At 62.9% G+C, this 23,771-nt stretch carries 23 protein-coding genes and 2 tRNA genes; 15 read left to right on the top strand and 10 right to left on the bottom strand.

Going from position 1 to position 23,771, the window contains the following annotated elements; genetic code table 11:
- Positions 1 to 25 precede the first annotated feature (25 nt).
- Positions 26 to 1,468: an NCS1 family nucleobase:cation symporter-1 gene (locus tag ROS217_RS13500; RefSeq protein ID WP_009818326.1), complete on the top strand. Its 1,443-nt coding sequence runs from the start codon at positions 26 to 28 to the stop codon at positions 1,466 to 1,468.
- Positions 1,469 to 2,010: 542 nt separating this feature from the next.
- Here the strand turns inward: ROS217_RS13500 and ROS217_RS13505 are convergent.
- A tRNA-Met gene (locus tag ROS217_RS13505) sits at positions 2,011 to 2,087 on the bottom strand.
- A 104-nt stretch (positions 2,088 to 2,191) separates the two neighbouring features.
- On the opposite strand from ROS217_RS13505, the gene ROS217_RS13510 reads away from it, so the two are divergent.
- Positions 2,192 to 3,619, top strand: a complete 1,428-nt coding sequence (locus ROS217_RS13510; RefSeq protein ID WP_050766442.1) for an FAD-binding oxidoreductase — start codon at positions 2,192 to 2,194, stop codon at positions 3,617 to 3,619.
- A 1-nt stretch (position 3,620) separates the two neighbouring features.
- Here ROS217_RS13510 and hemC read toward each other — a convergent pair whose 3' ends face one another.
- Positions 3,621 to 4,568, bottom strand: coding sequence for a hydroxymethylbilane synthase (gene hemC, locus ROS217_RS13515; RefSeq protein WP_009818330.1), 948 nt, complete (start codon positions 4,566 to 4,568; stop codon positions 3,621 to 3,623).
- 94 nt (positions 4,569 to 4,662) lie between these two features.
- Between hemC and hemE the strand changes: the two genes are divergently transcribed.
- Together hemE and dddP are read left to right on the top strand one after the other, a co-directional pair.
- Positions 4,663 to 5,697 carry a uroporphyrinogen decarboxylase gene (gene hemE, locus ROS217_RS13520; protein WP_040651487.1) on the top strand — a complete coding sequence of 345 codons (1,035 nt, stop codon included), beginning with the start codon at positions 4,663 to 4,665 and terminating at the stop codon, positions 5,695 to 5,697.
- A 263-nt stretch (positions 5,698 to 5,960) separates the two neighbouring features.
- Complete coding sequence (gene dddP / locus ROS217_RS13525; RefSeq protein WP_009818332.1) at positions 5,961 to 7,304, top strand: dimethylsulfonioproprionate lyase DddP; 1,344 nt, start codon at positions 5,961 to 5,963, stop codon at positions 7,302 to 7,304.
- Here dddP and ROS217_RS13530 read toward each other — a convergent pair.
- Positions 7,301 to 7,516: a hypothetical protein gene (locus tag ROS217_RS13530; protein ID WP_157046601.1), complete on the bottom strand. Its 216-nt coding sequence runs from the start codon at positions 7,514 to 7,516 to the stop codon at positions 7,301 to 7,303. The genes dddP and ROS217_RS13530 overlap by 4 nt on opposite strands.
- 83 nt (positions 7,517 to 7,599) lie before the next feature.
- Positions 7,600 to 8,370 (bottom strand): GGDEF domain-containing protein, encoded by a 771-nt coding sequence (locus ROS217_RS13535; RefSeq protein WP_009818333.1) that lies wholly within the window; start codon positions 8,368 to 8,370, stop codon positions 7,600 to 7,602.
- A gap of 204 nt (positions 8,371 to 8,574) precedes the next feature.
- Between ROS217_RS13535 and ROS217_RS13540 the strand changes: the two genes are divergently transcribed.
- Positions 8,575 to 9,792, top strand: a complete 1,218-nt coding sequence (locus ROS217_RS13540) for a bifunctional alpha/beta hydrolase/OsmC family protein (protein WP_009818334.1) — start codon at positions 8,575 to 8,577, stop codon at positions 9,790 to 9,792.
- 73 nt (positions 9,793 to 9,865) lie between these two features.
- Here ROS217_RS13540 and ROS217_RS13545 read toward each other — a convergent pair whose 3' ends face one another.
- Both ROS217_RS13545 and ROS217_RS13550 read right to left on the bottom strand, forming a co-directional pair.
- On the bottom strand, positions 9,866 to 10,522 hold the full coding sequence (locus ROS217_RS13545) for a ChrR family anti-sigma-E factor (RefSeq protein ID WP_009818335.1): 657 nt from the start codon (positions 10,520 to 10,522) through the stop codon (positions 9,866 to 9,868).
- A 10-nt stretch (positions 10,523 to 10,532) separates the two neighbouring features.
- A complete protein-coding gene (locus tag ROS217_RS13550; protein ID WP_009818336.1) occupies positions 10,533 to 11,108 on the bottom strand; it encodes a sigma-70 family RNA polymerase sigma factor in 576 nt (191 codons plus the stop codon).
- 222 nt (positions 11,109 to 11,330) lie between these two features.
- Between ROS217_RS13550 and ROS217_RS13555 the strand changes: the two genes are divergently transcribed.
- The 7 genes from ROS217_RS13555 (at position 11,331) to dapD (ending at position 17,223) form a co-directional block, all read left to right on the top strand.
- Positions 11,331 to 12,629, top strand: coding sequence for an NAD(P)/FAD-dependent oxidoreductase (locus ROS217_RS13555; RefSeq protein ID WP_009818337.1), 1,299 nt, complete (start codon positions 11,331 to 11,333; stop codon positions 12,627 to 12,629).
- Positions 12,626 to 13,381: a DUF1365 domain-containing protein gene (locus ROS217_RS13560; RefSeq protein ID WP_009818338.1), complete on the top strand. Its 756-nt coding sequence runs from the start codon at positions 12,626 to 12,628 to the stop codon at positions 13,379 to 13,381. The genes ROS217_RS13555 and ROS217_RS13560 overlap by 4 nt, the downstream gene beginning before the upstream one ends.
- On the top strand, positions 13,378 to 14,619 hold the full coding sequence (locus ROS217_RS13565; RefSeq protein ID WP_009818339.1) for an MFS transporter: 1,242 nt from the start codon (positions 13,378 to 13,380) through the stop codon (positions 14,617 to 14,619). Before ROS217_RS13560 ends, ROS217_RS13565 begins: the two co-directional genes overlap by 4 nt.
- A gap of 4 nt (positions 14,620 to 14,623) precedes the next feature.
- Positions 14,624 to 15,184 carry a DUF3833 family protein gene (locus ROS217_RS13570; RefSeq protein WP_009818340.1) on the top strand — a complete coding sequence of 187 codons (561 nt, stop codon included), beginning with the start codon at positions 14,624 to 14,626 and terminating at the stop codon, positions 15,182 to 15,184.
- The gene (locus ROS217_RS13575; protein ID WP_009818341.1) at positions 15,181 to 15,915 is read left to right on the top strand and encodes an SDR family NAD(P)-dependent oxidoreductase; all 735 of its coding nucleotides are present in this window, start codon (positions 15,181 to 15,183) and stop codon (positions 15,913 to 15,915) included. The genes ROS217_RS13570 and ROS217_RS13575 overlap by 4 nt, the downstream gene beginning before the upstream one ends.
- 68 nt (positions 15,916 to 15,983) lie before the next feature.
- Positions 15,984 to 16,310 (top strand): DUF3775 domain-containing protein, encoded by a 327-nt coding sequence (locus ROS217_RS13580; RefSeq protein WP_009818342.1) that lies wholly within the window; start codon positions 15,984 to 15,986, stop codon positions 16,308 to 16,310.
- A gap of 85 nt (positions 16,311 to 16,395) precedes the next feature.
- Positions 16,396 to 17,223, top strand: coding sequence for a 2,3,4,5-tetrahydropyridine-2,6-dicarboxylate N-succinyltransferase (gene dapD / locus ROS217_RS13585; RefSeq protein WP_009818343.1), 828 nt, complete (start codon positions 16,396 to 16,398; stop codon positions 17,221 to 17,223).
- A gap of 315 nt (positions 17,224 to 17,538) precedes the next feature.
- Here dapD and ykgO read toward each other — a convergent pair whose 3' ends face one another.
- Complete coding sequence (gene ykgO / locus ROS217_RS13590; RefSeq protein ID WP_008282420.1) at positions 17,539 to 17,664, bottom strand: type B 50S ribosomal protein L36; 126 nt, start codon at positions 17,662 to 17,664, stop codon at positions 17,539 to 17,541.
- Between the two features lie 79 nt (positions 17,665 to 17,743).
- Positions 17,744 to 17,818: transfer RNA gene (locus ROS217_RS13595), tRNA-Val, on the bottom strand.
- 144 nt (positions 17,819 to 17,962) lie between these two features.
- Between ROS217_RS13595 and ROS217_RS13600 the strand changes: the two genes are divergently transcribed.
- The gene (locus tag ROS217_RS13600; protein ID WP_009818344.1) at positions 17,963 to 18,826 is read left to right on the top strand and encodes an N-formylglutamate amidohydrolase; all 864 of its coding nucleotides are present in this window, start codon (positions 17,963 to 17,965) and stop codon (positions 18,824 to 18,826) included.
- Between the two features lie 282 nt (positions 18,827 to 19,108).
- On the opposite strand, the gene ROS217_RS13605 is transcribed toward ROS217_RS13600, so the two are convergent.
- Positions 19,109 to 20,362 carry a DNA polymerase IV gene (locus tag ROS217_RS13605; protein WP_083781545.1) on the bottom strand — a complete coding sequence of 418 codons (1,254 nt, stop codon included), beginning with the start codon at positions 20,360 to 20,362 and terminating at the stop codon, positions 19,109 to 19,111.
- 312 nt (positions 20,363 to 20,674) lie between these two features.
- Positions 20,675 to 22,690 carry a transketolase gene (gene tkt, locus ROS217_RS13615; RefSeq protein ID WP_009818347.1) on the bottom strand — a complete coding sequence of 672 codons (2,016 nt, stop codon included), beginning with the start codon at positions 22,688 to 22,690 and terminating at the stop codon, positions 20,675 to 20,677.
- 201 nt (positions 22,691 to 22,891) lie between these two features.
- Here tkt and ROS217_RS13620 point away from each other — a divergent pair, with 201 nt between their 5' ends.
- Positions 22,892 to 23,383: a hypothetical protein gene (locus ROS217_RS13620; RefSeq protein ID WP_009818349.1), complete on the top strand. Its 492-nt coding sequence runs from the start codon at positions 22,892 to 22,894 to the stop codon at positions 23,381 to 23,383.
- A complete protein-coding gene (locus ROS217_RS13625; RefSeq protein WP_009818350.1) occupies positions 23,376 to 23,771 on the top strand; it encodes a cell division protein ZapA in 396 nt (131 codons plus the stop codon). The genes ROS217_RS13620 and ROS217_RS13625 overlap by 8 nt, the downstream gene beginning before the upstream one ends.

Here is a 23,771-nt window from a genome sequence, read left to right on the forward strand (position 1 = left end):
AACTCGATCGGTCAGGGAGGAAAAAATGACAACAATCGAACAAGGGCATGTGCCCACAGGCAATACGATGGACCCGGAGGGCAACACCCTCAATCCAGTCGGCGCGAATGAGAAAACATGGGGATGGTTCGCCATCTTTAACGTTTGGGCCAATGACGTGCAGTCGCTCTTTGGCTATTCGCTCGTGGCCTCGCTCTTCATCTCTTACGGGGTCAGTGGCTGGACCGCCTTTGCCGCCCTCATCGCGGCGGGGCTCTTTACCATGTGGATGGTCAATCTCTCTGGGGCCGCTGGCGAGAGATACGGCATCCCCTACCCGGTGCTGGCCCGCGCCAGCCTTGGCACCAGCGGTGCCAAACTGCCCGCGATCCTGCGTGCGACCGTGGCGGTGTTCTGGTACGGCGTGCAGGTCTATTTCGCCTCGACAGCGGTGGCCCTTCTGATCCGTTCGATCACCGGCGCCAGCGGCGGCGCGGAAATCTTGGGCCTCACCGGCATCGACTGGCTGTCGTTCTTCATCGTCTGGGCCTTTCATATCGTGATCTTCTGGCGCGGCATGAACTGGGTCGAGACCTTTCTCAACATCGCCGGACCGTTTGTCTATCTCGTGATGATCGGTCTTGTTATCGTGCTCTGGCAACGCTCTGACGGACAGCTTTTGTCCGCCGCAGGCACGATCTTTGCCAATCCCGACGCGACCTTTGCCAGCGAATTCAACGGCTTTGTCGCCATCGTCGGCACCATGGTGGCCTATTTCGCCGCCGTGATGATCAACTTCAGCGACTTTTCCCGCTATGCCAAGGACAAGCCGACCATGCTTTTGGGCAACCTCACCGGCTTGCCTTTCAACATGATCCTTTTCTCGGCCTTGGCGCTTTTGACCACGGCGGGGGCGGCGGTGGTCTTTGGCGAGGAAATCACCAACCCGAGTGAGATTGTCGAGCGTACCGACTCGGTACTGTTGGGCATCATCGCCGCAATCACCTTCTTTGCTGCGACTGTTGGCATCAACCTTGTCGCCAATTTCATCCCGGCGGTGAACGGCATCGCCAACCTTGCGCCCGGCAAGATCAGCTTTCGTCAGGCTGGGCTGATTACTTCGTTTTTCGCCCTCATCATCGGCGGACTCTGGACCAGTTTCATCAGCGAATTTGGGATCAGCGGTTTCGTCAACACGCTTGGCGCCACGCTGGCCCCGATTTTTGGCATCATGATCGTGGATTACTATGTCCACCGCAAAGGCCATCTCGACCTTGACGACCTCTACGACATGCAGGGCGGGCGCTATCATTACCAGAATGGCTGGAACCGCACGGCAGTCACGGCCTTTGGTCTGGCCGCTGTGTTTTCGGTGTCAACGGTTTGGGTTCCCTGGTTCGGGTTTCTGTCCGGTTACAACTGGATCATTGGCGCGGTCCTAGGTGGGATGCTCTATGTGTTCTTGAAAAAAGGGTCGGTCAACGTCTGACTGAATGTGACCTTTGGACCGGCAGGCGGGATGACACCTCTGCCGGTCTTCGAGTCTGATGCGTGTTCTATTGGCGCTCTATGATTGGAGGGGACTGGGTCGCCGGTCATTCAATCTCACATAGCACAGGGCGGGCGCGACCGACGTGGCGGGCTTTCATGCAAAATGAGGCCAAACGGTCATCAAATCTGGATGGTCTGTCGATGGCGAGGGCGATACCATGTCTGCCTACACCATCGACCTTGCGAACCCGCAAATCGAACAAGCCGATTTCGTGAATGGCTTGCTGATCGCGCCTTGGGTCATCACAGGTACTGGATATGCCTCAGGTTAAATGCAGAATTCTTTGGTCGCCTGGGTGACGGCATTCGTGCGGGCGACACCGAGGCGGCCAAAGCCGTGCGCGATCCGGGGCGATGCTGTGACAGTCTCGCGGGACTTTCTCCTCAAGGCCGGCGCTCGGGTCGAGATTTCGGGAAGACTGAACCACGTGCTTGACCCTAAGGACCTCTGGCAATGTGTCAACGCGATTTGGGGTGTAATGGTAGCGGAGGAGGGACTCGAACCCCCGACACGCGGATTATGATTCCGCTGCTCTAACCAACTGAGCTACTCCGCCAGACCGTGGCGGTAGGTATGACAGCAAGTGGCGTGCGTCAAGGGCGAAAATGCCAGTTATGACTGGTCTTGTGGTGCCGCGTGCTTTGTCCCATGATCCGGGGCATGATGGGCCCTGACAACGCAATTCTTGATGAGATTGGCCGGATCATCGGGTCCGACTATGTCGTGACCGGAGGGGATGCCGCGCCATGGTCGCAGGATTGGTCAGGGTTGATCCGCTGGCAGCCTTTGGCCGTTGTGCGGCCTGCAACAACGAGCGAAGTGGCTGCGATTGTTCGACTGGCCAATGTGCGGCGATTGCCAATCATACCGGTTTCGGGAAACACCAATCTGGTCAAGGGAACCATGGCGGAAGGGGCGCTGATGCTGTCGCTCGACCGGATGTCTGCCATCCGCGAAATTCGGGCCGAAGCGCGGGTGGCAATCGTTGAGGCGGGGGTGATCCTGTCCCGTCTGCACGAGGCGGCGGCGGTTCAGGACCTGATCTTTCCGCTCAGTTTCGGGGCGCGCGGTTCGGCTATGGTGGGGGGCGTGCTCTCGACCAACGCGGGGGGCTCGAATGTCCTGCGCTATGGCAACACGCGCGATCTGTGTCTGGGGCTGGAGGTTGTGACGCCGACCGGAGACGTGATGAATTTGATGAGTGCACTGCACAAGAACAACTCCGGTTATGATCTTCGCCATCTGATGATCGGGGCCGAAGGCACGCTCGGGATCATCACGGCGGCGGCGCTCAAGCTTTTTCCGCGACCAAGGGTCTATGCCACGGCGATGGTGGCTGTGCCGTCGGTTGGGGCGGCCCTAAGCCTGCTGAACCGATTGCAGGATGAGACAGGTGGCGCAGTGGAGGCCTTTGAATACATGCCGCGCACATTCATGGCGGCGTTGTTGCAGCGGTTTCCCGAGATGCGCCCCCCGTTTGAAAAATCCCATGATGTCAATATCTTGGTCGAGCTCGGAGCGCGGGCGCCGCGCGATGTGACGCCGGATGAGGCGGGCGAGGTGCCGCTCTGTGCTCATCTGGAGGCGGTTCTGGCGGGGTTATACGAGGAGGGGCTGATTCTCGATGCGACTGTCGCCCGGAGCGAGGCGCAGCGGGCTGAGATTTGGGCGCGGCGCGAGGCCTCGGCGCAGATCCTGCGGGTGCGCAAGCCGGTGGTTGAGAATGACATCGCGGTGGCGACAGACCAGATGGAAGAGCTGATCGCGCGCATTCAAAGCGTGAGCCAAGCGATTGATCCAGAAATAGAAAACACCGGCGTCGCGCATCTCGGGGATGGCAATCTGCACTATGTCGGCTGGCCCTCGCGGGATGATCCGGTGCTCTGTCGGGCGGTGCAAGAGGCGGTGGAGCGCGAAGTGATCGCGCTTGGCGGCAGTTTTTCGGCGGAACATGGCATCGGCTTGTCGAAACTGCCCGCAATGGCGGCGCACAAGGACGCAGCCGCCCTCGCAATGATGCGCGCGATCAAGGCGGCTTTGGACCCGAATGGGATCATGAACCCTGGAAAACTAATCCCGGGTCAATAGGTTAGCTGCGCCAATCAAAGAATCCCGGACCTGCCTGTGCGAGCAGTTTGGCGGCCATGGCGCGACCAAGGTCGGCGCCGTCTTCGATCGGAGCGGATTGATCGTCCGTCAGGCTCTCGCTACCGTCTGGGCGCAGAATTTCGCCACGCAGACGCAGCGTATTGCCGTTGAGTTCGGCCAGACCGGCAATCGGCGTCTCGCAGGAGCCATCGAGGGCGGCGAGAAAAGCGCGTTCAGAAACAAGGCGTTGTCCAGTTTCCTTATGGTGAATTGCGGCCAGCATTTCGGCGGCACGGGTGTCATCGGCGCGGCGTTCGATGCCGATGGCACCCTGGGCCACGGCGGGCAGCATCACCTCGGGGTCAATGGCGCCGGTGGCCACCTCGGATCGGCCAAGACGGTTGAGCCCGGCCATCGCGAGGAAGGTGCAGGTTGCCACTCCGTCAGCCAATTTCTTTAATCTTGTCTGGACGTTACCGCGAAATTCGACCACTTGGAGATGCGGGTACGCGACCAGCACTTGCGCCTTGCGCCGCAAGGAGGAGGTGCCGACAAGGGCCCCGGCGGGCAGGTCGGCGAGTGACCCGACCAAGGGCGAGACGAAGGCGTCACGCACGTCTTCGCGTGGCAGGTAGGTGTCGAGGAGCAGACCCTCGGGTTGCAGGACGGGCATGTCCTTCATCGAGTGGACGGCAATGTCGATTTCGCCGGTCAGGAGCGCCTGTTCGATCTCTCGGGTAAACAGACCCTTGCCACCGATTTCCTTGAGCGGACGGTCAATGATCTGATCGCCGGTTGTCTTTATGACAACGATTTCAAAGACTTCTTCGGGCAAGTCAAAGGCCGCGCCCAGACGTGCGCGCGTCTCAAAGGCCTGGGCCAGTGCCAAGGGTGATCCGCGGGTGCCGATCTTGAGCGGGTGGGACGGGGTGGGTAAATTGCGTGTCATACCGCAGGTTTAGACGTGACAAAGCGACGTGGCAAGCGCCTGACGCTTGACATCTTGGGGTGTCAAGGCGACCACAGTCAAAACGGAGGACATGATGCCCGCGCAAAAGACTATTCTGAGAGCCCTTGCTGGGGAAACCCTGCCCACACCGCCGATCTGGATGATGCGGCAGGCGGGGCGCTATTTGCCGGAGTATCGGGCGACACGAGAGCAGGCAGGGGATTTCCTTTCTTTGTGTTATAACAGTGACTTGGCGACCGAAGTTACATTGCAACCGATCCGCAGATACGGGTTTGACGCGGCGATTCTCTTTGCCGATATTCTGCTTTTGCCGCAGGCGCTTGGGGCGGATTTGTGGTTTGTGACGGGGGAAGGGCCGCGGCTCTCGACAATTACGGACCGGGCGGGGCTGGAAAAACTGAAACCCGTGGATGAAATTCACGAGGTCTTAAATCCCGTATATCAGACCGTGCGCAACCTTGCTGGGGCCTTGCCCAAGGACACAACGCTGATTGGATTCGCGGGTGCGCCCTGGACGGTGGCGACCTATATGATCGCCGGGCGCGGCACCCCGGATCAGGGGCCGGCGCATGCGCTCAAGGCTGAAAACAAAGAGGTTTTCGAAGGGATCATCGACCGGCTGACGGCGGGAACGATCGAGTATCTCTCGGCGCAGATCGAGGCCGGGGCGGAGGTGATCAAGCTCTTTGACAGCTGGGCCGGATCGCTGAAAGGTGACGATTTCGAAAACTACGCGGTCGCCCCGGCCAAGCGTATCATTTCCGAGTTGAAGGCGCGGCATCCGGGCATTCCGATCATCGCCTTTCCCCGAGAAGCGGGGGATAACTACATGGGATTTCACGCAAAAACCGGAGCGGATTGTGTGGCGGTGGATGATTCCGTCAGTGCCGCCTGGGCGGCGGAGAACGTGCAAAAGGATGGCTGCGTTCAAGGGAATCTCAAGTCTTCCCATATGGTTACGGGTGGCGATGCGCTGGTGCGCGAGACCCGCGCGATTGTCGATGCGTTCCGCAAGGGGCCGCATATTTTCAACCTTGGTCACGGGATCACGCCCGATGCGGACCCGGACAATGTGCAGGTGATGATCGACACGGTTCGGGGGAGCTGAGGGTACAGGATGTACGTTTTGTACGCGGGTTTTGTACGCAAGATGGCGACGCGACGGGCCGCGCCGCATTCGTACCGCGCGGCAACCTGATCTTAACCTTTGGCGGGCAGTCTGGGCGCATGTCAGGCTGAAAGGATCGAGCCATGCGAGGGGGATTGAACGCCGTCACACGTCCAAGCGCCAAAAGCGACCGAAGGCGATGTCGCGGCTGAGCGCGCCAAGCCGGAGGGCCGGTCACAGTCTGGGCATCGGAGGACTTGCCGATGAACAGACATTACCGCGACACCCGCAAGATCGACCCGAGCCGGGGCATGATGCTGGGCGATGGCACGCCCAATGATGCCGACCGGGTGGAAATCGGGCCCACGCACCTGGCCTATGGGGAATGGGCGGCGGCGGGGTTGGAATTGCCGGACCTGCCGACGATGCGGCAGTTTCGCTGGGAGCGGCTAACGGCAGCGATTGTGGCGCGGGATTATGGCGGGCTCTTGATGTTTGATCCGCTCAATATCCGCTATGCGACCGACAGCACCAATATGCAGCTGTGGAACACGCATAACCCGTTTCGGGCCGTGCTGCTCTGTGCCGACGGCTATATGGTGATCTGGGACTACAAGAACTCGCCGTTTCTGTCGCGGTTCAATCCGCTGGTGCGCGAGGCGCGGTCGGGGGCGGATCTGTTCTATTTCGACCGGGGCGACAAAGTGGATGTGGCCGCCGATGTCTTTGCTCGCGACGTGGCGGCGCTCTTGGCGGAGCATAGCCCCGGCAATCGGCGGCTGGCGGTGGACAAGGTGATGCTGCACGGGCTGCGCGCGCTGGAGGCGCAGGGGCTGGAGATCATGGAGGGCGAGGAGGTCACGGAAAAGACCCGCGCCATCAAAGGACCGGATGAGATCCGCGCCATGCGCTGTGCCAGCCATGCCTGCGAGGCGGCGGTGGCGGAGATGGAACGGTTTGCGCGGACTGCTGTGCCCGGTGGCGGGGTCAGCGAGGATGACATCTGGGCGGTGCTGCATGCCGAGAATATCCGGCGCGGTGGTGAATGGATCGAAACCCGGTTGCTGAGCAGCGGGCCACGCACGAACCCGTGGTTTCAGGAATGCGGACCGCGGATCGTGCAAAATAACGAGATCGTGGCCTTTGATACCGATTTGATCGGCAGCTATGGGATTTGCGTCGATATCAGCCGCACCTGGTGGATTGGTGACGCGCGCCCGCGCCCCGATATGGTCGCCGCGATGCAGCATGCTCAGGAGCATATTCAGGCGAATATGGCGATGCTGCGCCCCGGTGTGACGATCCCTGAGTTGATCGCGGGCTGTCACCGGCTGGAGGAGAAATATCAGGCGCAGAAATACGGCTGCATGATGCATGGCGTGGGGCTGTGTGATGAGTGGCCGCTGGTGGCCTATGCGGACAAGGCCGTGGCGGGCGCGTTCGACTATGCGCTGGAGCCGGGTATGGTGCTCTGTGTCGAGGCGCTGGTGAGTGAGGTCGGCAATGATTTCTCGATCAAGCTGGAGGATCAGGTTCTCATCACCGAGGATGGCTATGAGAACCTGACGCGCTATCCGCTCGATGCGGCGTTGATGGGGGCCGCTTAGCGGGGCTGTTCCCCGCCTGCCCAATGAGAGCGCATGACATTGCCGTGCCAGTCCTCGGATACCGGGGGCTGGGTATGGGCCGTTGGCGCCTGTGGTGCGGGGGCCAGTGCCGCAATGACCAAGGCCGCAAGCAGGATGACGGCGATGGGGGCGGCTGACGGGGCCTTGGGGCTGCGCGCAGGCGCGTAGGTGGGGCAAAGGTCTTGGGACATGATCCGATCCTTTCTGTCCGGGATGACTGGACCCAAGATAGGCGGAGCATAACAATTCATAAAACGAATTTATGATGGGTTATTCATGACGTTTCTTGATGGGTTTGGGCCAGCGCGATGCTCAGACCTGCTGGCAGGGCATCGAGGGTCGGATCGTAAAGATAGGCGCGATTGCGCCCGTCGTGCTTGGCGCGATAGAGGGCGCGGTCGGCCTGTTGCAATGCGGTGTCGAGTGTGCCGCCGGGGGGCAGAAGCGCCACGCCAAAGCTGGCGGTAAGGGTCAGGCTCCGTGTGCCCAGAAACACCGGGCTTTGCCGGGTGCGGTGGGCGAGGCGGCGGGCGGCGGCGTGACCATCGGCAAGGCTCGTGTTCTGCATCACGATCACGAATTCTTCGCCGCCGAGGCGCGCGACAAGGTCGATGGCGCGGCAATTGCCGGTGAGGATCGCCGCGAATTGGCGCAGAGCGAGATCGCCCGCGGCATGGCCGTGGCGGTCATTGAAGCCCTTGAAATGGTCGATATCGGCGAGGATCACGGCGCTGGGGCGGTCGGGACAGGCGGGCGCGGTGGCAAAGAGGCTGCTGCGGCTGCGCACGCCGGTGAGCGGGTCATGGTGCAGCGCATGTTCCAGCTGCGTGGCGCGGTGGTGGGCGGCCTGCAGGCGTTGGCCGATCGCATAGGCAAGCGGGGCCGCGAGCATGAGCGCCATGAGCGCGCCGGGCATGAGCGTGCGTGCCGCGAGATCGGGCGGCAGGACAAGGCCGCGCAAGAGCGCGCCGCCCGCCAGTACCGTCAGGCAGATCAGCGCCACGAAGCGCCGCACGTCGCCCAGAGTTTCAATCTGCCAATTCATCTGCCACTCTCCCGTAATCCCTGTCTCAGGATCGCGCGGAGCGGTTAAGGAGTGGTGGGTTTTGGCTGGGGTAAAGCCCAGAGAATAGGCAGGGTTTTAGGCAAATGCGTGAATAGCTCACCTTCGCGTGACAGCGGACCGGTCAGGGTGGCGATGCCTGCCGCATCTGCCTAGGGTTGAGGGTGACAGAAGAAAGGAGGCGACATGCCCACCGAACGCCTGACATTCGCTGGCCATGGCGGCCATGATCTAGTGGCGCGGCTCGATCTGCCGGAGGGGCCGCATCTGGCGACGGCGCTCTTTGCGCATTGTTTCACCTGTTCCAAGGATATTCCCGCCGCGCGGCGGATCGCGGCGCGGCTGGCGGGGGCGGGGATCGCGGTGCTGCGGTTCGATTTCACCGGGCTCGGGCATTCGGGGGGCGAGTTCGAGAACACCTCGTTCAGGTCGAATGTCGAGGATCTGGAGCGCGCGGCGGCGGCGCTCGCGGCACGCGGCATGGCGCCGGGGGTGCTGATCGGGCATAGTCTGGGCGGGGCCGCCGTCCTAGCGGCGGCTGGGAAGATCAGGAGTGCGCGGGCGGTGGTGACCATCGGCGCGCCGTTTGACCCCGGACATGTGACGCAAAATTTCGGCGCAGCGCTGGAGCGGATCGAGGCGGAGGGCGTGGCCGACGTCCGGCTTGGGGGTCGGGATATCCGGATCGGGCGCGGTTTTGTCGAGGATGTGCGGGCCGAGGTGCTTGGCCCCAAGATCGCGGCGTTGCACAAGGCGCTATTGGTACTGCATGCGCCGCGCGACGAGACCGTTGGGATCGAGAATGCCGCCGAGATATTCAAGGCGGCGAAACATCCCAAGAGTTTCGTCACGTTGGATGAGGCGGATCATCTGATCACCCGTGCAGAGGATGCCGACTATGCAGCGGGGGTCATTGCCGCCTGGGCCTTGCGGTATCTGGATATGCGCGTGCCCGCGCCGCCGCCCGGCGCACCGGAAGGCGTGGTGCGGGTCAGCGAGGCAGAGAGCGACGGGTTTTTGCAGGACATCAATTCCGGCCCGACGCATCATGCCTATGCCGATGAGCCGATTGCCTATGGGGGCACGGATCGCGGCATGTCGCCGTATGGGTTTCTGGCGGCGGGGTTGGGGGCCTGCACCTCGATGACGATCCGGATGTATGCGCGGCGCAAAGGCTGGATTCTGGATCATGTGAGTGTCGATGTGTGTCACGACAAGGTGCATGCGCAGGATGCCGATGCCCGTGCCGATGCCAAGGTGGACAAGTTCACGCGGGTCATTCGGCTGGAGGGGGATCTCAGCGAGGATCAGCGTGCGAAATTGCTGGAGATCGCGGATAGATGCCCGGTGCATCGGACGCTGGAGCGGTCGTCGCAGGTGGAAACGCGGCTGGAGGACGCGTAAGGGGCTTGGCCGGTTTTGCCTCTGCCGCCGGTGGCTGGAGGTCCACAGGCGGCAGAGGTGCTGAGCCTCTGGCTCAAATCCGCAGGAACGGTTGTGCGAGGCGGGGAATGAGCGCACGAAAGCGCAAGGGCGCGTCGGTTGCGGCAAGACAGATACAATCGGCACCGATATCCGCGACGGGCGTGTGATCGAGATCCTCATTGGCAATCTCGATGTCGCCGGGGCCGAAATAATCCACCGAGTCGGAAAACGCCCCTTGCAGCACCAGCGTGAGTTCGGTGCCGCGATGGCCGTGGTCAGGCACAGCCGCGCCAGCGGGAATAAAGAGCAGACGTGCCGTGGCAGCGCGAGAGGTGGGCAGGATCGCCTGTTTCACACCCATGCCGACGGGCCGCCAGCGCACGGCGTCGAGATCGCCGCCGATGTAGTCGCGCAGCGGTGCCGGAAAGAGGCCGGGCGCGGGGCGCACGGGCGATGTCACCGTCTGCGGCGGGGCCCTGCGTATCCGCGCCATGGTTGCGGCGAGACTGTCCTGAGCCAAGGCCGCCGTTTCGGAGGTCTCGATCAGCGCGCCACCGAGACTGTCAAAACTGCCGAGCCGTGCGCGGCACTCGTCACACATGGAGATATGCGTGGCGACCGTCAGGTTGAACGCCTCTGGCAGGCTGCCGGCAGAATAGGCCATCAAAAGGGCGTCGCTGAGGTGGTGGGTGATCTGTTTTCTGGTCATGGTATACACTTTACTTCATTGTGTGGCGCAAGCGGTCGAGCGCCAGTCTGATGCGGGATTTGATCGTGCCGAGAGGCAGGCCGGTTTGTGCTGCAATCTCGGAATGGCTGAGATCGCTGAAATAAGCCTTTTCGATCAACTCGCGTTGTTTCTGGGGAAGCGCTGCAATCGCCTCGCTCAATTGGTCGCTTTCTTGTTGCAGGGCGAGCGTATCGGCCTGATCTGGTTCCGGGTCCTGTCCCCAAGGCAGATCCTCGGGTTCGGGGCGTTTTTGTTTGCGCAGCGCGTCGATTTTGCGGTTGCGCGCGATGGTAAAGATCCATGTCGCCGCAGAGGCGCGGGATGGATCAAAGAGATGTGCCTTTTGCCAGAGCGTAGCCATCACCTCTTGGGTGCATTCTTCGGCCAGCGTGGCATCGGCGCCCGAGCGCATCAGGAACGCCTTGACCCTTGGGGCGAAATGCCCAAAGAGCCGGGCAAAGGCGGCCTCGTCCTGCGTCTCGCGGATGGCCGCGATGCAAGCCACCCAATCCGTGTTTTCCCGCTCACGTATCGTTGTCACCTTGGCCGGTCCTGCCCGTTTCATTGTTGTCGCGGACCTCTTAACACGGGTGACAAGCACCGGCGAGGGGTCAGGGTCACGCAGGAGGATGGCTTCGTTTAACATGACAGATTTACGATGAAAACGCGGGGTTGGATCACATCTCGTCATAAATAAACCGCGATTTGTTTCCAGACTGATTGTAATCCGTTCGCGGTGTCGGTGCGTATTGCAAGCACGAGCACGAATTAGCAGGTTGAACGCTTCATGCCATTTGAGACAGGCGCCGCGGTGCGCAAGAAAATTGCCGTGATCGGCGCAGGTATCACGGGCATGGGGGCCGCAGACCGTCTTGCGGATGGGCATCATGTGGTGGTCTTCGAGGCCGAGCCGCGATTGGGTGGGCATGCGCGCACCATCATGGCGGGCAAGCGCGGGGATCAGCCGGTCGATACCGGCTTTATCGTGTTCAACTATGCGACCTATCCCAACCTCAACGCGCTCTTTGAGCGGCTGGATGTGCCGGTTGCGCCAAGTACCATGAGTTTTGGGGCGTCGTTCCGCGGCGGGGCCTTGGAATATGGTTTGCAAGGGGCGGGGGCGTTCTTTGCCCAGCGACGCAATGTGATGAACCCGGCGCATTGGATGATGTTGCGCGATATTTTCCGGTTCAATGAGGGGGCGTTGGAGGCTTGCAAGGAGCCGGGGCTGACCATGGCGGGGCTTATCACCAAGATGCAGTTGGGCTGCTCTTTCCGCGACTATTACCTCACGCCGTTTTCGGGGGCGATCTGGTCGATGCCGGTGGAGCGGGTGCTGGAGTTTCCGGCGCAGGCGCTGGTGACGTTTTTCAAGCAGCATGGATTGCTGGGCTATAGCGAGCAGCATCAGTGGTATACGGTTGTGGGCGGGTCGGTCGCCTATGTCAGCCTGCTGGAGCGGTCCTTGCGCTCGAAGGGGGCCGAAATCCGGTTGGGTGCGCCAATCGCAGGTATCCGGCGCCTCGCAGAGGGTGTGGAGGTGCGGGCCGAGGGCGGCGACTGGGAGCAGTTTGACGAGGTGGTAATTGCGGCGCATAGCGACGACGCGCTGCGATTGCTCGCTGATGCGGATGAGAGCGAGCGCGGCAGCGTGGGGGCGATTGCCTATCAGCCCAACGACATCATCCTGCATGCGGACACCAGTGTGATGCCGCGGCGTCGGGCGGTCTGGTCGTCGTGGAATTACACCGAGGCAAGGGTCAAGCGGGCGGGGCAGATTGATTTGACCTATTGGATGAACAGCCTGCAACCGATCCCCGAGGACGATCCGCATTTCGTCACGCTCAACACCACGCGGCCCATTCGGGACGAGTTGATCTATGATCAGGTGACGCTGCGCCATCCGGTCTATGATCTGGGGGCGGTGGCGGCACAAGCCCGCGTGCGGGCGATGAACGGGCGGCGCAACACATGGTTTTGCGGGGCATGGATGCGGAATGGGTTTCACGAGGACGGGTTGGCAAGTGGCCTTGAGGTGGCCGAAGCGATTTATGCGCGCGCCGCCTCGGCTGTGGCGGCGGAATGAGGCGGATCGACCATATCGCGGGTCATACCTGGCATGGGCGCAAGGGCGGGATCGAGAATGCCTTTCGCTATGGGATCGACTATGTGCTGCTGGATGCCGAGACCGAGGCTGCGGCACCGCGTCTGTTCGGGCGCAATCGGCGGGGGGTGGCCTCGGTCTGGGATGCAGATCACGGTGGGGTTCCGGGGCAGGGGCGTGGCGCGGCGTGGGTGCGGGAGGTGTTGGCCGAGCGGCAGATCCCACCGCCTGCGCGGATCGAGCTGCTGGGACAGCCGCGTATTCTGGGACATGTGTTCAACCCGGTGAGTTTCTGGATTTGTCGCGATGCCGCCGGTCAGGTGCCGGTGATCATCGCCGAGGTCAGCAATACCTATGGGGATCGCCATTCCTATCTGTGTCACCGCGATGACATGGGGCCGATCACGGCGCAGGACCGGTTGCAGGCAAAAAAGGTCTTTCATGTCTCGCCGTTCCTGCGGATCGAGGGCGGGTATGAATTCCGGTTTGATCTGCGCGAGGATCGCATCGGCATCTGGATTGATTTTACCGGCGCCCATGGCGGGGTGATCGCCACGCTGGTGGGTCAGCGTCGGAGGTTGACCAATTGGGGGCTTCTGCGCGCCATGCTGCGGCGGCCATTTGGGTCGCGGCGGGTGCTGGGCCTGATCCATTGGCAGGCGTTCAAGCTGTGGTGGAAGGGTGCGTCGTTTCAGAGCCGCCCGGTGCCGCCCGCCGATGAGGTGAGCCGGTGAGTGCGGTTTTGGCCGGGACCGTGGCGCAGGCTGCGCCGCGTCTGCCGGGCTATGCGCTCTTTGGGGCAATGCTCGCGGCGGCGGGGTTGCCGCTCTATATTCACGCGCCGAAGTTCTATGTGGACGAATATGGCGTGTCACTGGGCGCGCTGGGGGCGGTGCTCTTTGCGCTGCGGCTGATTGATGTGGTGCAAGACCCGGCACTCGGGCGGTTGTCGGAGCGGTTGCGCGCGCATCGTGCGATGAGCGTCTGGGTCGCGGTTGCGGTGATGGCGGCGGCGATGCTGGGGCTGTTCGCGGTGGTGCCGCCTGTTGCCCCGCTCTGGTGGTTTGCGGCGATGCTGGTGCTGGTGTTTTCGGCCTTCAGCTATCTCACCATCTGTTTTTACGCGCAGGGCGTGGCCACGGCGGCGCGGCTGCCGGGACAGGGGCATTTGCGGCTGGCGCGGTGGCGGGAAACCGGCGCGCTCTTGGGGATTTGTGCGGCGGCGGTGGCGCCGGTGGTTTTGGGTGGCTTTGGCGGTTTTGCCCTTGGCTTTGCGATTTTGTCGGGACTGGCGGGGTTGGCCATGGTTGGACAATGGCAGGATTGCGGAGGCGTGCCGGGTACAGGCTTTGGCCCGGTGCTGCGCGATGCCGTGGCGCGGCGGTTGCTGATGGTGGCGATGGTCAATGCAGCCCCCGTGGCGGTGAGTTCGACGCTGTTCTTGTTCTTTGTCGAGAGCCGGTTGCAAGCGCCGGGGTGGGAAGGGCCGTTTCTCTTGCTGTTTTTCCTGGCGGCGGCGGCGGCGGCCCCGGTCTGGGGCGCCTTGGCTGAGCGGTTTGGGGCCAAGCGGATGCTCTTGGGAGGCATGGTCCTGTCGATTGCCGCCTTTGCCGGGGCGGTAACGCTCGGGGCGGGTGATCTCTGGGCCTTTGGCGTGATCTGCGTGGCCTCCGGGGCGGCGATGGGGGCGGATATGACGCTTTTACCCGCTCTTTTTGCGCGGCGAATGGCGCAGGTTTCGCCGGGGGCGGCGGAGGGGTTTGGTCTCTGGTCGTTTGTGTCGAAATTCACGCTGGCGCTGGCGGCTGTGGCGCTCTTGCCGCTGCTGGAAGCGGGCGGGTTCGAGGCGGGGCAGGCCAATCCGGGTGAGGCGCTGATGCTGCTTAGCCTGCTCTATGGAGCGGTGCCCTGTGTGTTGAAACTTTTGGCCATTGCGCTCTTGGCCCGAACACCGATTGAGGAAGGGAGCTGATCCGATGGAGGTTTTGGGATGGATAGGGCTGGGGGCGGCGGTGATGCTGGCGCTGGTGCTGCTCAAGGAGCGGCTCGCGGGGTTCGGCGCGCAGGTTCCGGAGGATTACGCGGGGCAGGGGCCGCAGTTTGATCTGCGCGAGCATCTGCGCGGTGCGATCAAATGCGAGGGCGTGATCTATGGTCCGCTCGGGCGGGTCGCGTCGCGGTTCACGGGGGATTTCGAGGCAAGCTGGCAGGGCAATCGCGGTGTGATGCGCGAGCATTTCGATTATGACAGCGGTAATTCTCAGGACCGTGAGTGGCGTCTGGAGCTTGGTAATGACGGAAGCATCCTGGCAGAGGCCGACGATTTGGTCGGCACCGGTGCCGGGCGGCAACTGGGGGCGGCGGCGCGGCTCTGTTACCGCATCCGCCTGCCCAAGGAGGCGGGCGGTCATGTGCTGAGCGTGACCGACTGGATGTACTTGGCCCCCAATGGTGTGGTGGTCAATCGCAGTCAGTTCCGCAAGTTCGGGATCAAGGTGGCGGAACTGGTGGCGGTGATGCGCCGGGTGGAGGCATGATGGACTGGCGCGGCAAACGCTATTGGCTGGTGGGGGCCAGCGAGGGTCTGGGGGCCGCGCTGGCGCAGAAGATCAGCGCGGCGGGGGCCGAGGTGATCGTGTCGGCGCGGAATGCCGAGCGGCTTGATGAGGTTGTGGCGGGCCTGCCGGGGCGGGCCAGTGCGGTGCCGGTCGATGTGCGCGACGATGCCAGCGTGGCCGAAGCGGCGCGCGCGGTGGGACAAATTGACGGGTTGGTGTGGCTGGCGGGTGTCTATTGGCCGATGCCCGCGACCGAGTGGAAGTCCGAGGACGCGGTCGCCATGGCGGATGTGAATTTCACCGGCGCGGTGCGGGTCATTGGCGCGGTCTTGCCCGATATGGTGGCGCGGGACGCGGGACATGTGGTGTTGACCGGATCGCTCTCTGGCTTTCGTGGATTGCCGGGGGCGATTGGCTATGCGGCGTCCAAGGCGGCGACCATGTCCTTGGCCGAATCGATGCGGGCCGATCTGTGGCGCAGCGGCGTGCGGGTGCAACTGGCCAATCCCGGTTTCATCAAGACACGGCTGACGGACAAGAACCAGTTTCGCATGCCCTTTATCATGACGCCCGAGGCCGCGGCGCAAGAGATGTTCGAATTGATGTGCGACGCGGCGGCCTTTCAGCGGCATTTCCCGCGACTTTTCAGCTATGTCTTTCGTTTGTCACGGTTTTTACCGGATTGGGCCTATTACCGGCTGTTTGCGTGAGATCAAGGACGGGTGGCTGCGCGCCCGTCATTCCTGTGCTAAGATACGCGTAACAGGAGGGCGGTCCGATGCTGGACATCACGGTACATAAAATCGCGCAGGTGGTTATTATGGCGCGCGAGCTTGGTCGGGCGGAGGGCGAATTGCGCGCCTTCATCGAGCGGTTGAGTGAGGATGAACAGGCCAGTCTGGTCGCCGTGATGTGGATCGGCCGGGGCAGTTTCGAGGTTGAGGAACTGGAAGAGGCGAAACGGACGGCAGAGGAAGAGGCAACGACGCCCTGTGCGGATTACCTCCTGGGCACGCCGCATCTGTCGGATCATCTGGAAAACGGTCTGGAGGCGTTGGGTCTGTCGGCGTCCGATGATGAGGATGAATTGATCCGGGGCGGCTGAGGGTTTCGACGTGGGGTCGGATTGATCCTGCCCGCGCTTGGCCCTATAGGCGGGGGACACGCGATGGAAACCCGAGGAGATGCCCATGTCGAATGCTGCCCTGGAAACCGCAATCGAGGCCGCCTGGGAGGCGCGCGATACGATCACGCCCGCCACCGGAGGCGAGACCCGCGAGGCGATTGAGGAGACGCTCAATGCGCTCGATAGCGGTGCGTTACGGGTGGCCGAACGGCAGGCGGATGGTCAGTGGCATGTGAACCAATGGGCCAAGAAGGCAGTGCTCTTGGGGTTCCGGATCAAGGATATGGAAATCCATGCCGGCGGGCCGCAGGGCGCTGGCTGGTGGGACAAGGTGGACAGCAAGTTCAAGGGCTGGGGCGATGCCGAGTGGCGCGACGCCGGGTTTCGGGCCGTGCCGAACTGTGTCGTGCGCAAATCGGCCTATATCGCGCCGGGCGTGGTTTTGATGCCGTCCTTTGTCAATCTGGGCGCCTATGTGGACAGCGGCACCATGGTCGATACCTGGGCCACGGTGGGCTCTTGTGCGCAGATCGGTAAGAATGTGCATCTCTCGGGCGGTGTCGGCATTGGCGGCGTGCTGGAGCCGATGCAGGCGGGGCCGACGATCATCGAGGACAATTGTTTCATCGGCGCGCGCTCTGAGGTGGTTGAGGGCTGTATCGTGCGCGAAGGATCGGTTCTGGGGATGGGGGTTTTCATCGGGAAATCCACCAAGATCGTGGATCGCGAGACCGGGGCCGTGATGTATGGCGAAGTGCCGCCCTATTCGGTGGTGGTGGCAGGAAGCATGCCGTCGAAGAACGGGATCAACCTATACTGTGCGGTGATCGTCAAGCGGGTGGACGCGCAGACGCGCTCCAAAACCGGGATCAACGAGTTGCTCAGGGATTGATCTAGAGCAGTCCTAGAACTGGCCTTTTCTTGTGGCGAGGGAGTGGCAGAATGAGCCGCGCGGTCGCTGGGCCGGGGACTAGCGATACAACGGCCATGGCTGCCACTTTATGCCAGCAAAGTCCGTATGACCTTTCAGAGGTCGGCTTCCTCTCAAAATCGCTAGGCCGCGGGACGGCCCAGCGATCGCGCGGCGCCCTTCGGGCTTGATTCCGCGCGGGGGCGGGTTTTATTCTTGGTTCAGATGACCATCCCCCAAAGAAAAACCCCGCCGGTTGGGCGGGGTTTTGATCTCTCAGCCAAGGCTGATCGCGGCTCAGCCCTGACGGGCTTTGAAGCGCGGCTGGGTCTTGTTGATGACGTAGACGCGGCCTTTGCGGCGCACGACACGGCAATCCCGATGCCGGTTCTTGAGCGAGCGGAGCGAATTACGAACCTTCATGGTCGTCTCCTCGGTTGTCGCGGCGCGGGCCAGCGCCTGGGGTTGCGGGCGTCCCGGCAAGTGCGGGACAGTGAATTCATGGTGGGCGATACAAGGTTCGAACTTGTGACCCCTTCGATGTCAACGAAGTGCTCTACCACTGAGCTAATCGCCCATGAATGCCAGCCGATCGCCTGCCCCAAAAAGAGGGGCGCGGAAATCCGCGCCGGTTCGCTGGTCTATAAAAGGAGTCGGAGAGGGGATCAAGGGCTTTTAGAAGCTCAATTTCAGTCTATTATCGTGAGAGAAAGGAACGCGCATGCCCAAGGTCGCCTATCACCTCACGCATCCCGAACGGCGGACCACGGCTGTGGTGTTCGCCTCGCCGCACAGCGGGCGGGATTACCCGTGGACGTTTTTGCGGCGGACCACGCTCAACGAGCATTCGGTGCGGTCCTCGGAGGATGCTTTTGTCGATCAACTGTTCGAGGCGGCACCGCTCTATGGCGCGCCGCTGCTCAAAGCGGGCGCGCCGCGGGCCTATGTCGATCTCAACCGAAGCTGCGATGAGTTGGACCCGGCGCTGATCGACGGTGTGTCGCGGCAGGGGCACAATCCGCGCGTGGCCTCGGGCCTTGGGGTCATCCCGCGCGTGGTGGCGAATGGGCAGGCGATCTATTCCGGCAAGCTGAGCATGGCCGAGGCCGAGCATCGGATCGAGAGCTATTGGAAGCCGTATCACGCCGCGCTTCAGGGGCAGTTGGATCAGGCGTATCTGATGTTTGGGCAGGCCATTCTGATTGATTGTCATTCGATGCCGCATGAGGCGATGGATGCGGTGGCGCGGCGCGGTGTGCGGCGGCCCGAGATCGTTCTGGGGGATCGGTTCGGAGCGGCGGCGGATGGGGCGGTGATGGACCGGATCGAGTCGGCATTTGCCGATGCCGGGCTGGTGGTCACGCGCAACACACCCTTTGCCGGGGCCTATATGACGCAAGCCTATGGTCGGCCTGCGCGCGGATGTCATGCGGTGCAGGTGGAGATTGATCGCGCGCTCTATATGAACGAGCGGTTGATCCGCCCGAATGGAAATTTCGAGGCGTTCCGCAGCCTGCTCTCGGGCGTGATTCGCGACATCGCCGAGATCGGGCGCGCCGAGGCGCTTCCTTTGGCGGCGGAGTAGGGGGCAGGTTGTATAGCTGAGCCGCGCGGTGCCCGACCGCCGGGTGGGCGCAGCAACAGTATTTATTGGCAATTTATGCCTGCCAAGTCTTCCGCGTTTTTAGTACGTTGAGCCGTTGCAAATGCGCCCGCCCGTCACGCCGGAGGCGTGCGGAATAAAAGTGGCGCACCTACGGTGCGACGGGGCGGTCGGGCGCAGCGCGGCGGTGCCTGCGGCACCTTGACTCCGCGCTTTGGTGATTGGGGCATAGTTCAAAACATAATCGAGCCTCTCACGCCCTTCCTACCGCAAGGCCCGCCCTTTGACGATCGCATCGGGGCCGAATTTGGCACGAATGGCGTCTCGGGCGCGTTCTGCGCCTGCGCGCTGAACGGCTTGCGGGTCCAGCAAGTCGCCGGACCGATCTGCGCCGGTCTCTGGCCCGAGGTCCGAGAGGCCCACGCCGATCAACCGGTAGGCGGTCCCCGGTGGCACCTGATCCAGGAGCGCGCGGGCGGTGCGGTAGAGTGTGTCGGCAAGTTGCGTGGCGTCGCGCAGGGCGTGGCGACGGGTCAGCAGCCGGTGATCGGCGCGCTTGAGTTTGAGCGTGACGACGCGGCCTGCGAGGCTGCGGGCCTTGGCGCGGTCGGCCACCTTTTCCGCGAGGCGCCAGATATGGCCGTCGAGCAGGTCAATGTCGCGGGTGTCCTCAAAAAATGTGGTCTCGTTCGAGATGGATTTGACCGGCGCATTGGCCGAGACGCGGCGGCGGTCCTGTCCGCGCGCCAGATGCCAGAGCCGGTCGCCCATGGAGCCGAAGCGCGCGTTCAGGTCACGACGGTCCCAGCGCAGCAGATCGGCAAAGCTGCGGATGCCTGCGTCATTCAGTGCCGTGAGGGTGGACTGGCCCACGCCCCAGATCAGGCTAACGGGGCGGTCGCGCAGGAAATCGGCAGTCTCGCCTGCGCCGATCACCGCAAAGCCATGGGGTTTGTCGAGGTCCGAGGCGATCTTGGCGAGAAACTTGTTATGGCTGAGGCCGATGGAGCCGGTGAGCCCCAACTCGTCGCGCATGCGTTTGATGAGGCGGGCCAGCATCACAGCCGGGGGCGCGCCATGCAGGCGCGCGGTGCCGGTCAGATCGAGAAACGCCTCATCGAGCGAGAGCGGTTCCACGGCGGGGGTGAGATCGAGCATCATGGCGCGGATGGCGCGCGACGCCTCGGCATAGACCTGCATGCGGGGTTTGATCACCACCGCCTCGGGGCAGAGCTTGAGCGCCTGAAACATCGGCATGGCGGAGCGCACACCCTTGATGCGGGCGATATAGCAGGCGGTGGACACCACGCCGCGCCGCCCGCCGCCGATGATCAGTGGCTTGTCGGCAAGCTCTGGGTTGTCGCGTTTTTCGACAGAGGCGTAGAAGGCGTCGCAATCCATATGGGCGATGGAGAGGTCGAAAAGTTCTGGGTGGGCCACGATACGCGGACTGCCGCAGGCGGGGCAGCGCCGGGCAGTGTCGAATCGGGTGAGGCAATCGCGGCAGAGGCTGGGCATGATGGGGGAGTGTAGGGCGCGGGTATGGGGGCGCGCAAGTTGGGGCTGATGGGGAGGAGCCGCGCGGTGCCCGTCCGCCGGGTGGGCGCTACTACAGTTGTAGTGGGCAATTTATGCCAGCCAAGCCTTCCGCGTTTTCAATGAGGTGAGCCGGTGCAAAAGCGCCCGCCCGAGGGGGCGGACGGGCGCTGCGCGGCGGTGCCTGCGGCACCTTGATTCCGCGCGGGGCTCAGCGATCCGCACTGCAACTCGTTGCCATGAATAAAATCCCGGACGCAGTGCGCCCGGGCGTTTTCATTAGGCTTAGTCTCTTCAGAGCAGGGATTTGACCTTGTCTGCCACCGCCTCGGGCGTGATGCCGAATTCCTTGTAGAGCGTGGGGGCAGGGGCGGAGGCCCCGAAATCATGCATGCCGACAAAGCCGCCCTTTTCGCGGCGGCCGCGTTCGCCGTAGAGCCAGCGGTCCCAGCCAAAGCGGATCGCCGCCTCGACCGCGACGCGCACCGGGCCGGCGGGCAGGACGCGTTTGCGGTAGCTGTCCTCCTGTTCCTCGAACAGCTCCCAGCAGGGCATGGAGACGACGCGCGTGCCGATGCCCTCGGCCTGCAAGAGATCGCGCGCCTTCATGGCAATCTCGACCTCAGAGCCGGTGGCCATCAGGATCGCCTGACGCTTGCCTTCTGAGTCGGCCAGCACATAGGCGCCTTGGGCGGTGAGGTTCTTGGCCTTATGCTCGCGGCGCAGGGTGGGCAGGGATTGCCGGGTGAGCGAGAGGACCGAGGGGGTTTCCTTCGAGGTGAGCGCCAGTTCCCAGGCCTCGGCGGTCTCGACCGTATCACAGGGGCGGAAGACCCAGGTGTTGGGCGTGGCACGGCTGATTGCCAGATGCTCGACCGGCTGGTGGGTCGGGCCATCCTCGCCCAGACCGATGCTGTCATGGGTCATCACGAACACGGTCGGGATTTTCATCAGGGCCGCCAGACGCATGGCCGGGCGGGCGTAATCGGTAAAGCACATGAAGGTGCCGCCATAGGGGCGGATGCCGCCGTGGAGCACCATGCCGTTCATCGCGGCGGCCATGCCATGTTCGCGGATGCCCCAGTGGATATAGCGGCCTGCGCGGTTGTCCACGTCAAACACGGTCATATCGCCCGAGCGGGTGTTGTTGGAGCCCGAGAGATCGGCAGAGCCGCCCACGGTTTCTTGCAGGATCGGGTTGACCACCTCCAGCACCATTTCGGAGGATTGGCGCGTGGCCACTTTGGGGGCCTCGGCGCTGATCTGCTTTTTCAGGGCGCGGATGCGGGCCGAAAGTTTGGTCGGCATGTCGCGGTTGAAGATGCGGGCAATCTCGGCCTGACGGGCCGGTGATGTCGCGGAGAGCCGCTTGGCCCATGCGGCATAGGTGCTGGCCCCGCGCTTGCCGATTTCCTCCCATGCGGATTTGACATCGGCGGGGATTTCGAAGGGGCCGTTTGCCCAGCCATAAGCGTCTTTGGCGGCGGTCAGTTGCTCTGGGTTGGTCAACGCGCCGTGGCCCTTGGAGGTGTCCTGTGCGGCGTGACCAAGGGCGATATGGGTCTTGCAGGCGATCATCGTGGGTTGATCGGTGGTCTTGGCCTCGGTCAGCGCCGCATCAATCGCCACCGGGTCATGCCCGTCGATTTCCAGAACATGCCAGCCGGAGGCGCGGAAGCGCGCCACCTGATCGGTGCGGTCTGCAAGGTCAACGGTGCCGTCGATGGTGATGTTGTTATTGTCCCAGAGCACGACGAGGCGCGACAGTTGGTGGCGGCCAGCAAGGCCGATGGCCTCATGGCTGATGCCTTCCATCAGGCAGCCGTCGCCGGCGATCACATAGGTGTAGTGATCCATCAGCTTGGTGCCGAACCGGGCGCGCAGCATTTCCTCGGCCATGGCAAAGCCCACAGCATTGGTGATGCCCTGACCCAGAGGGCCGGTGGTGGTCTCGATCCCGGTGGCGTGGCCGTATTCCGGGTGACCTGCGGTTTTCGCGCCCCACTGGCGGAAATTGCGGATTTGATCGAGCGTCATGTCGGCATAGCCGGTCAGATGCAGCAGGGAATAGAGCAGCATCGAGCCATGTCCCGCCGAGAGGATAAAGCGGTCGCGGTCGGGCCAGTTGGGATTGCTGGGATCGAACTTCAGGTGCTTTTCAAACAGCACGGTCGCGACATCGGCCATGCCCATCGGCATGCCGGAGTGGCCGGAATTGGCGGCGGCGACGGCGTCGAGGGTCAGCGCGCGGATGGCGGTGGCCTTTTTCCAATGATCGGGGTTGGCAGAGCGGAGGGCAGCGATATCCACGGGGGTGACATCCTTTGAATGGGGCAATGACTGCGCGTTGCATACCAGCCCGGTGCAGAAGTTCAAGCGCGAGGCGGTGGATCAGGGGCTTTGAGCGGGATTGGGGGCGCATTTCAGGGATGGTTTCATTAGACTTGATCAAAACCCGCCCAGTGTGCGATTCGTGGGACATAGGGGCAATACAAGTGAGGACCTCCGAGGATGAGTCAGATAGACGAGTTGCAGGCACGGATCACGGCGGCATTGGACCGCATCGCGCAGGGGCTGGAGGACCGCCCCACAGCGGCGGGTGATCTTGAATACCTTGGCAAGCTGCATGAACAGATCGAGGACGAGCGGCTGGCCAATGCGCAGTTGCAGGAGCGGATCAAGGCGTTGCACAGCAAGCTGGATGCGGCGGAGGGCGCGCAGGTCGAAAGCCTGCGCAAGCTGGATGCGGACCTGCAATCACTGCGCAAGGCCAATCAGCAGTTGCGTGACAACAATCAGGCGCTGCGCGACGCAAATGTGGCAGGCGTGGCCGAGCCGCATCTGATCAACAAATCCATGATGGCGGAGTTGGAGGGGCTGCGTGCCGCCCGCACCGCAGACCGTGGCGAGGTAGAGGCGGTGCTGGGGGCCTTGGGGCAGGTGATTGCCGAGGCTGACGCAGAAACAGACCAGAACGACAAAACGGAGACATCGGATGCCTGAGGTTCAGATCGAGATCGGGGGGCGCAATTTCGAAGTGGCCTGTCAGACGGGTGAGGAGCATTACCTGCATGCCGCTGCCAAGATGCTGGATGAGGAGGCCGCCGTGTTGGCGGCGCAGATCGGGCGTATCCCCGAGCCGCGCATGTTGCTCATGGCGGGTTTGATGCTGGCGGACAAAACCGCCGGGTTGCAGGACAAGCTGCGCGAGGCCGAGGATCGGCTGGCGGAGAAAGAAGCGGAGCTGGATCAATTGCGCAATGCGCCCGGCCCAGAGGCGCAACGGATCGAAGTGCCGGTGGTGCCTGATGCGGTGGTCGAGACGCTGGCCGAGATTGCCGCGCGGGCCGAAGCCTTGGCGGAAACCGTGGACGGTGCGCGGGCGGGCTAA

This window comes from Roseovarius sp. 217, from assembly GCF_000152845.1.
Classification (GTDB): domain Bacteria; phylum Pseudomonadota; class Alphaproteobacteria; order Rhodobacterales; family Rhodobacteraceae; genus Roseovarius.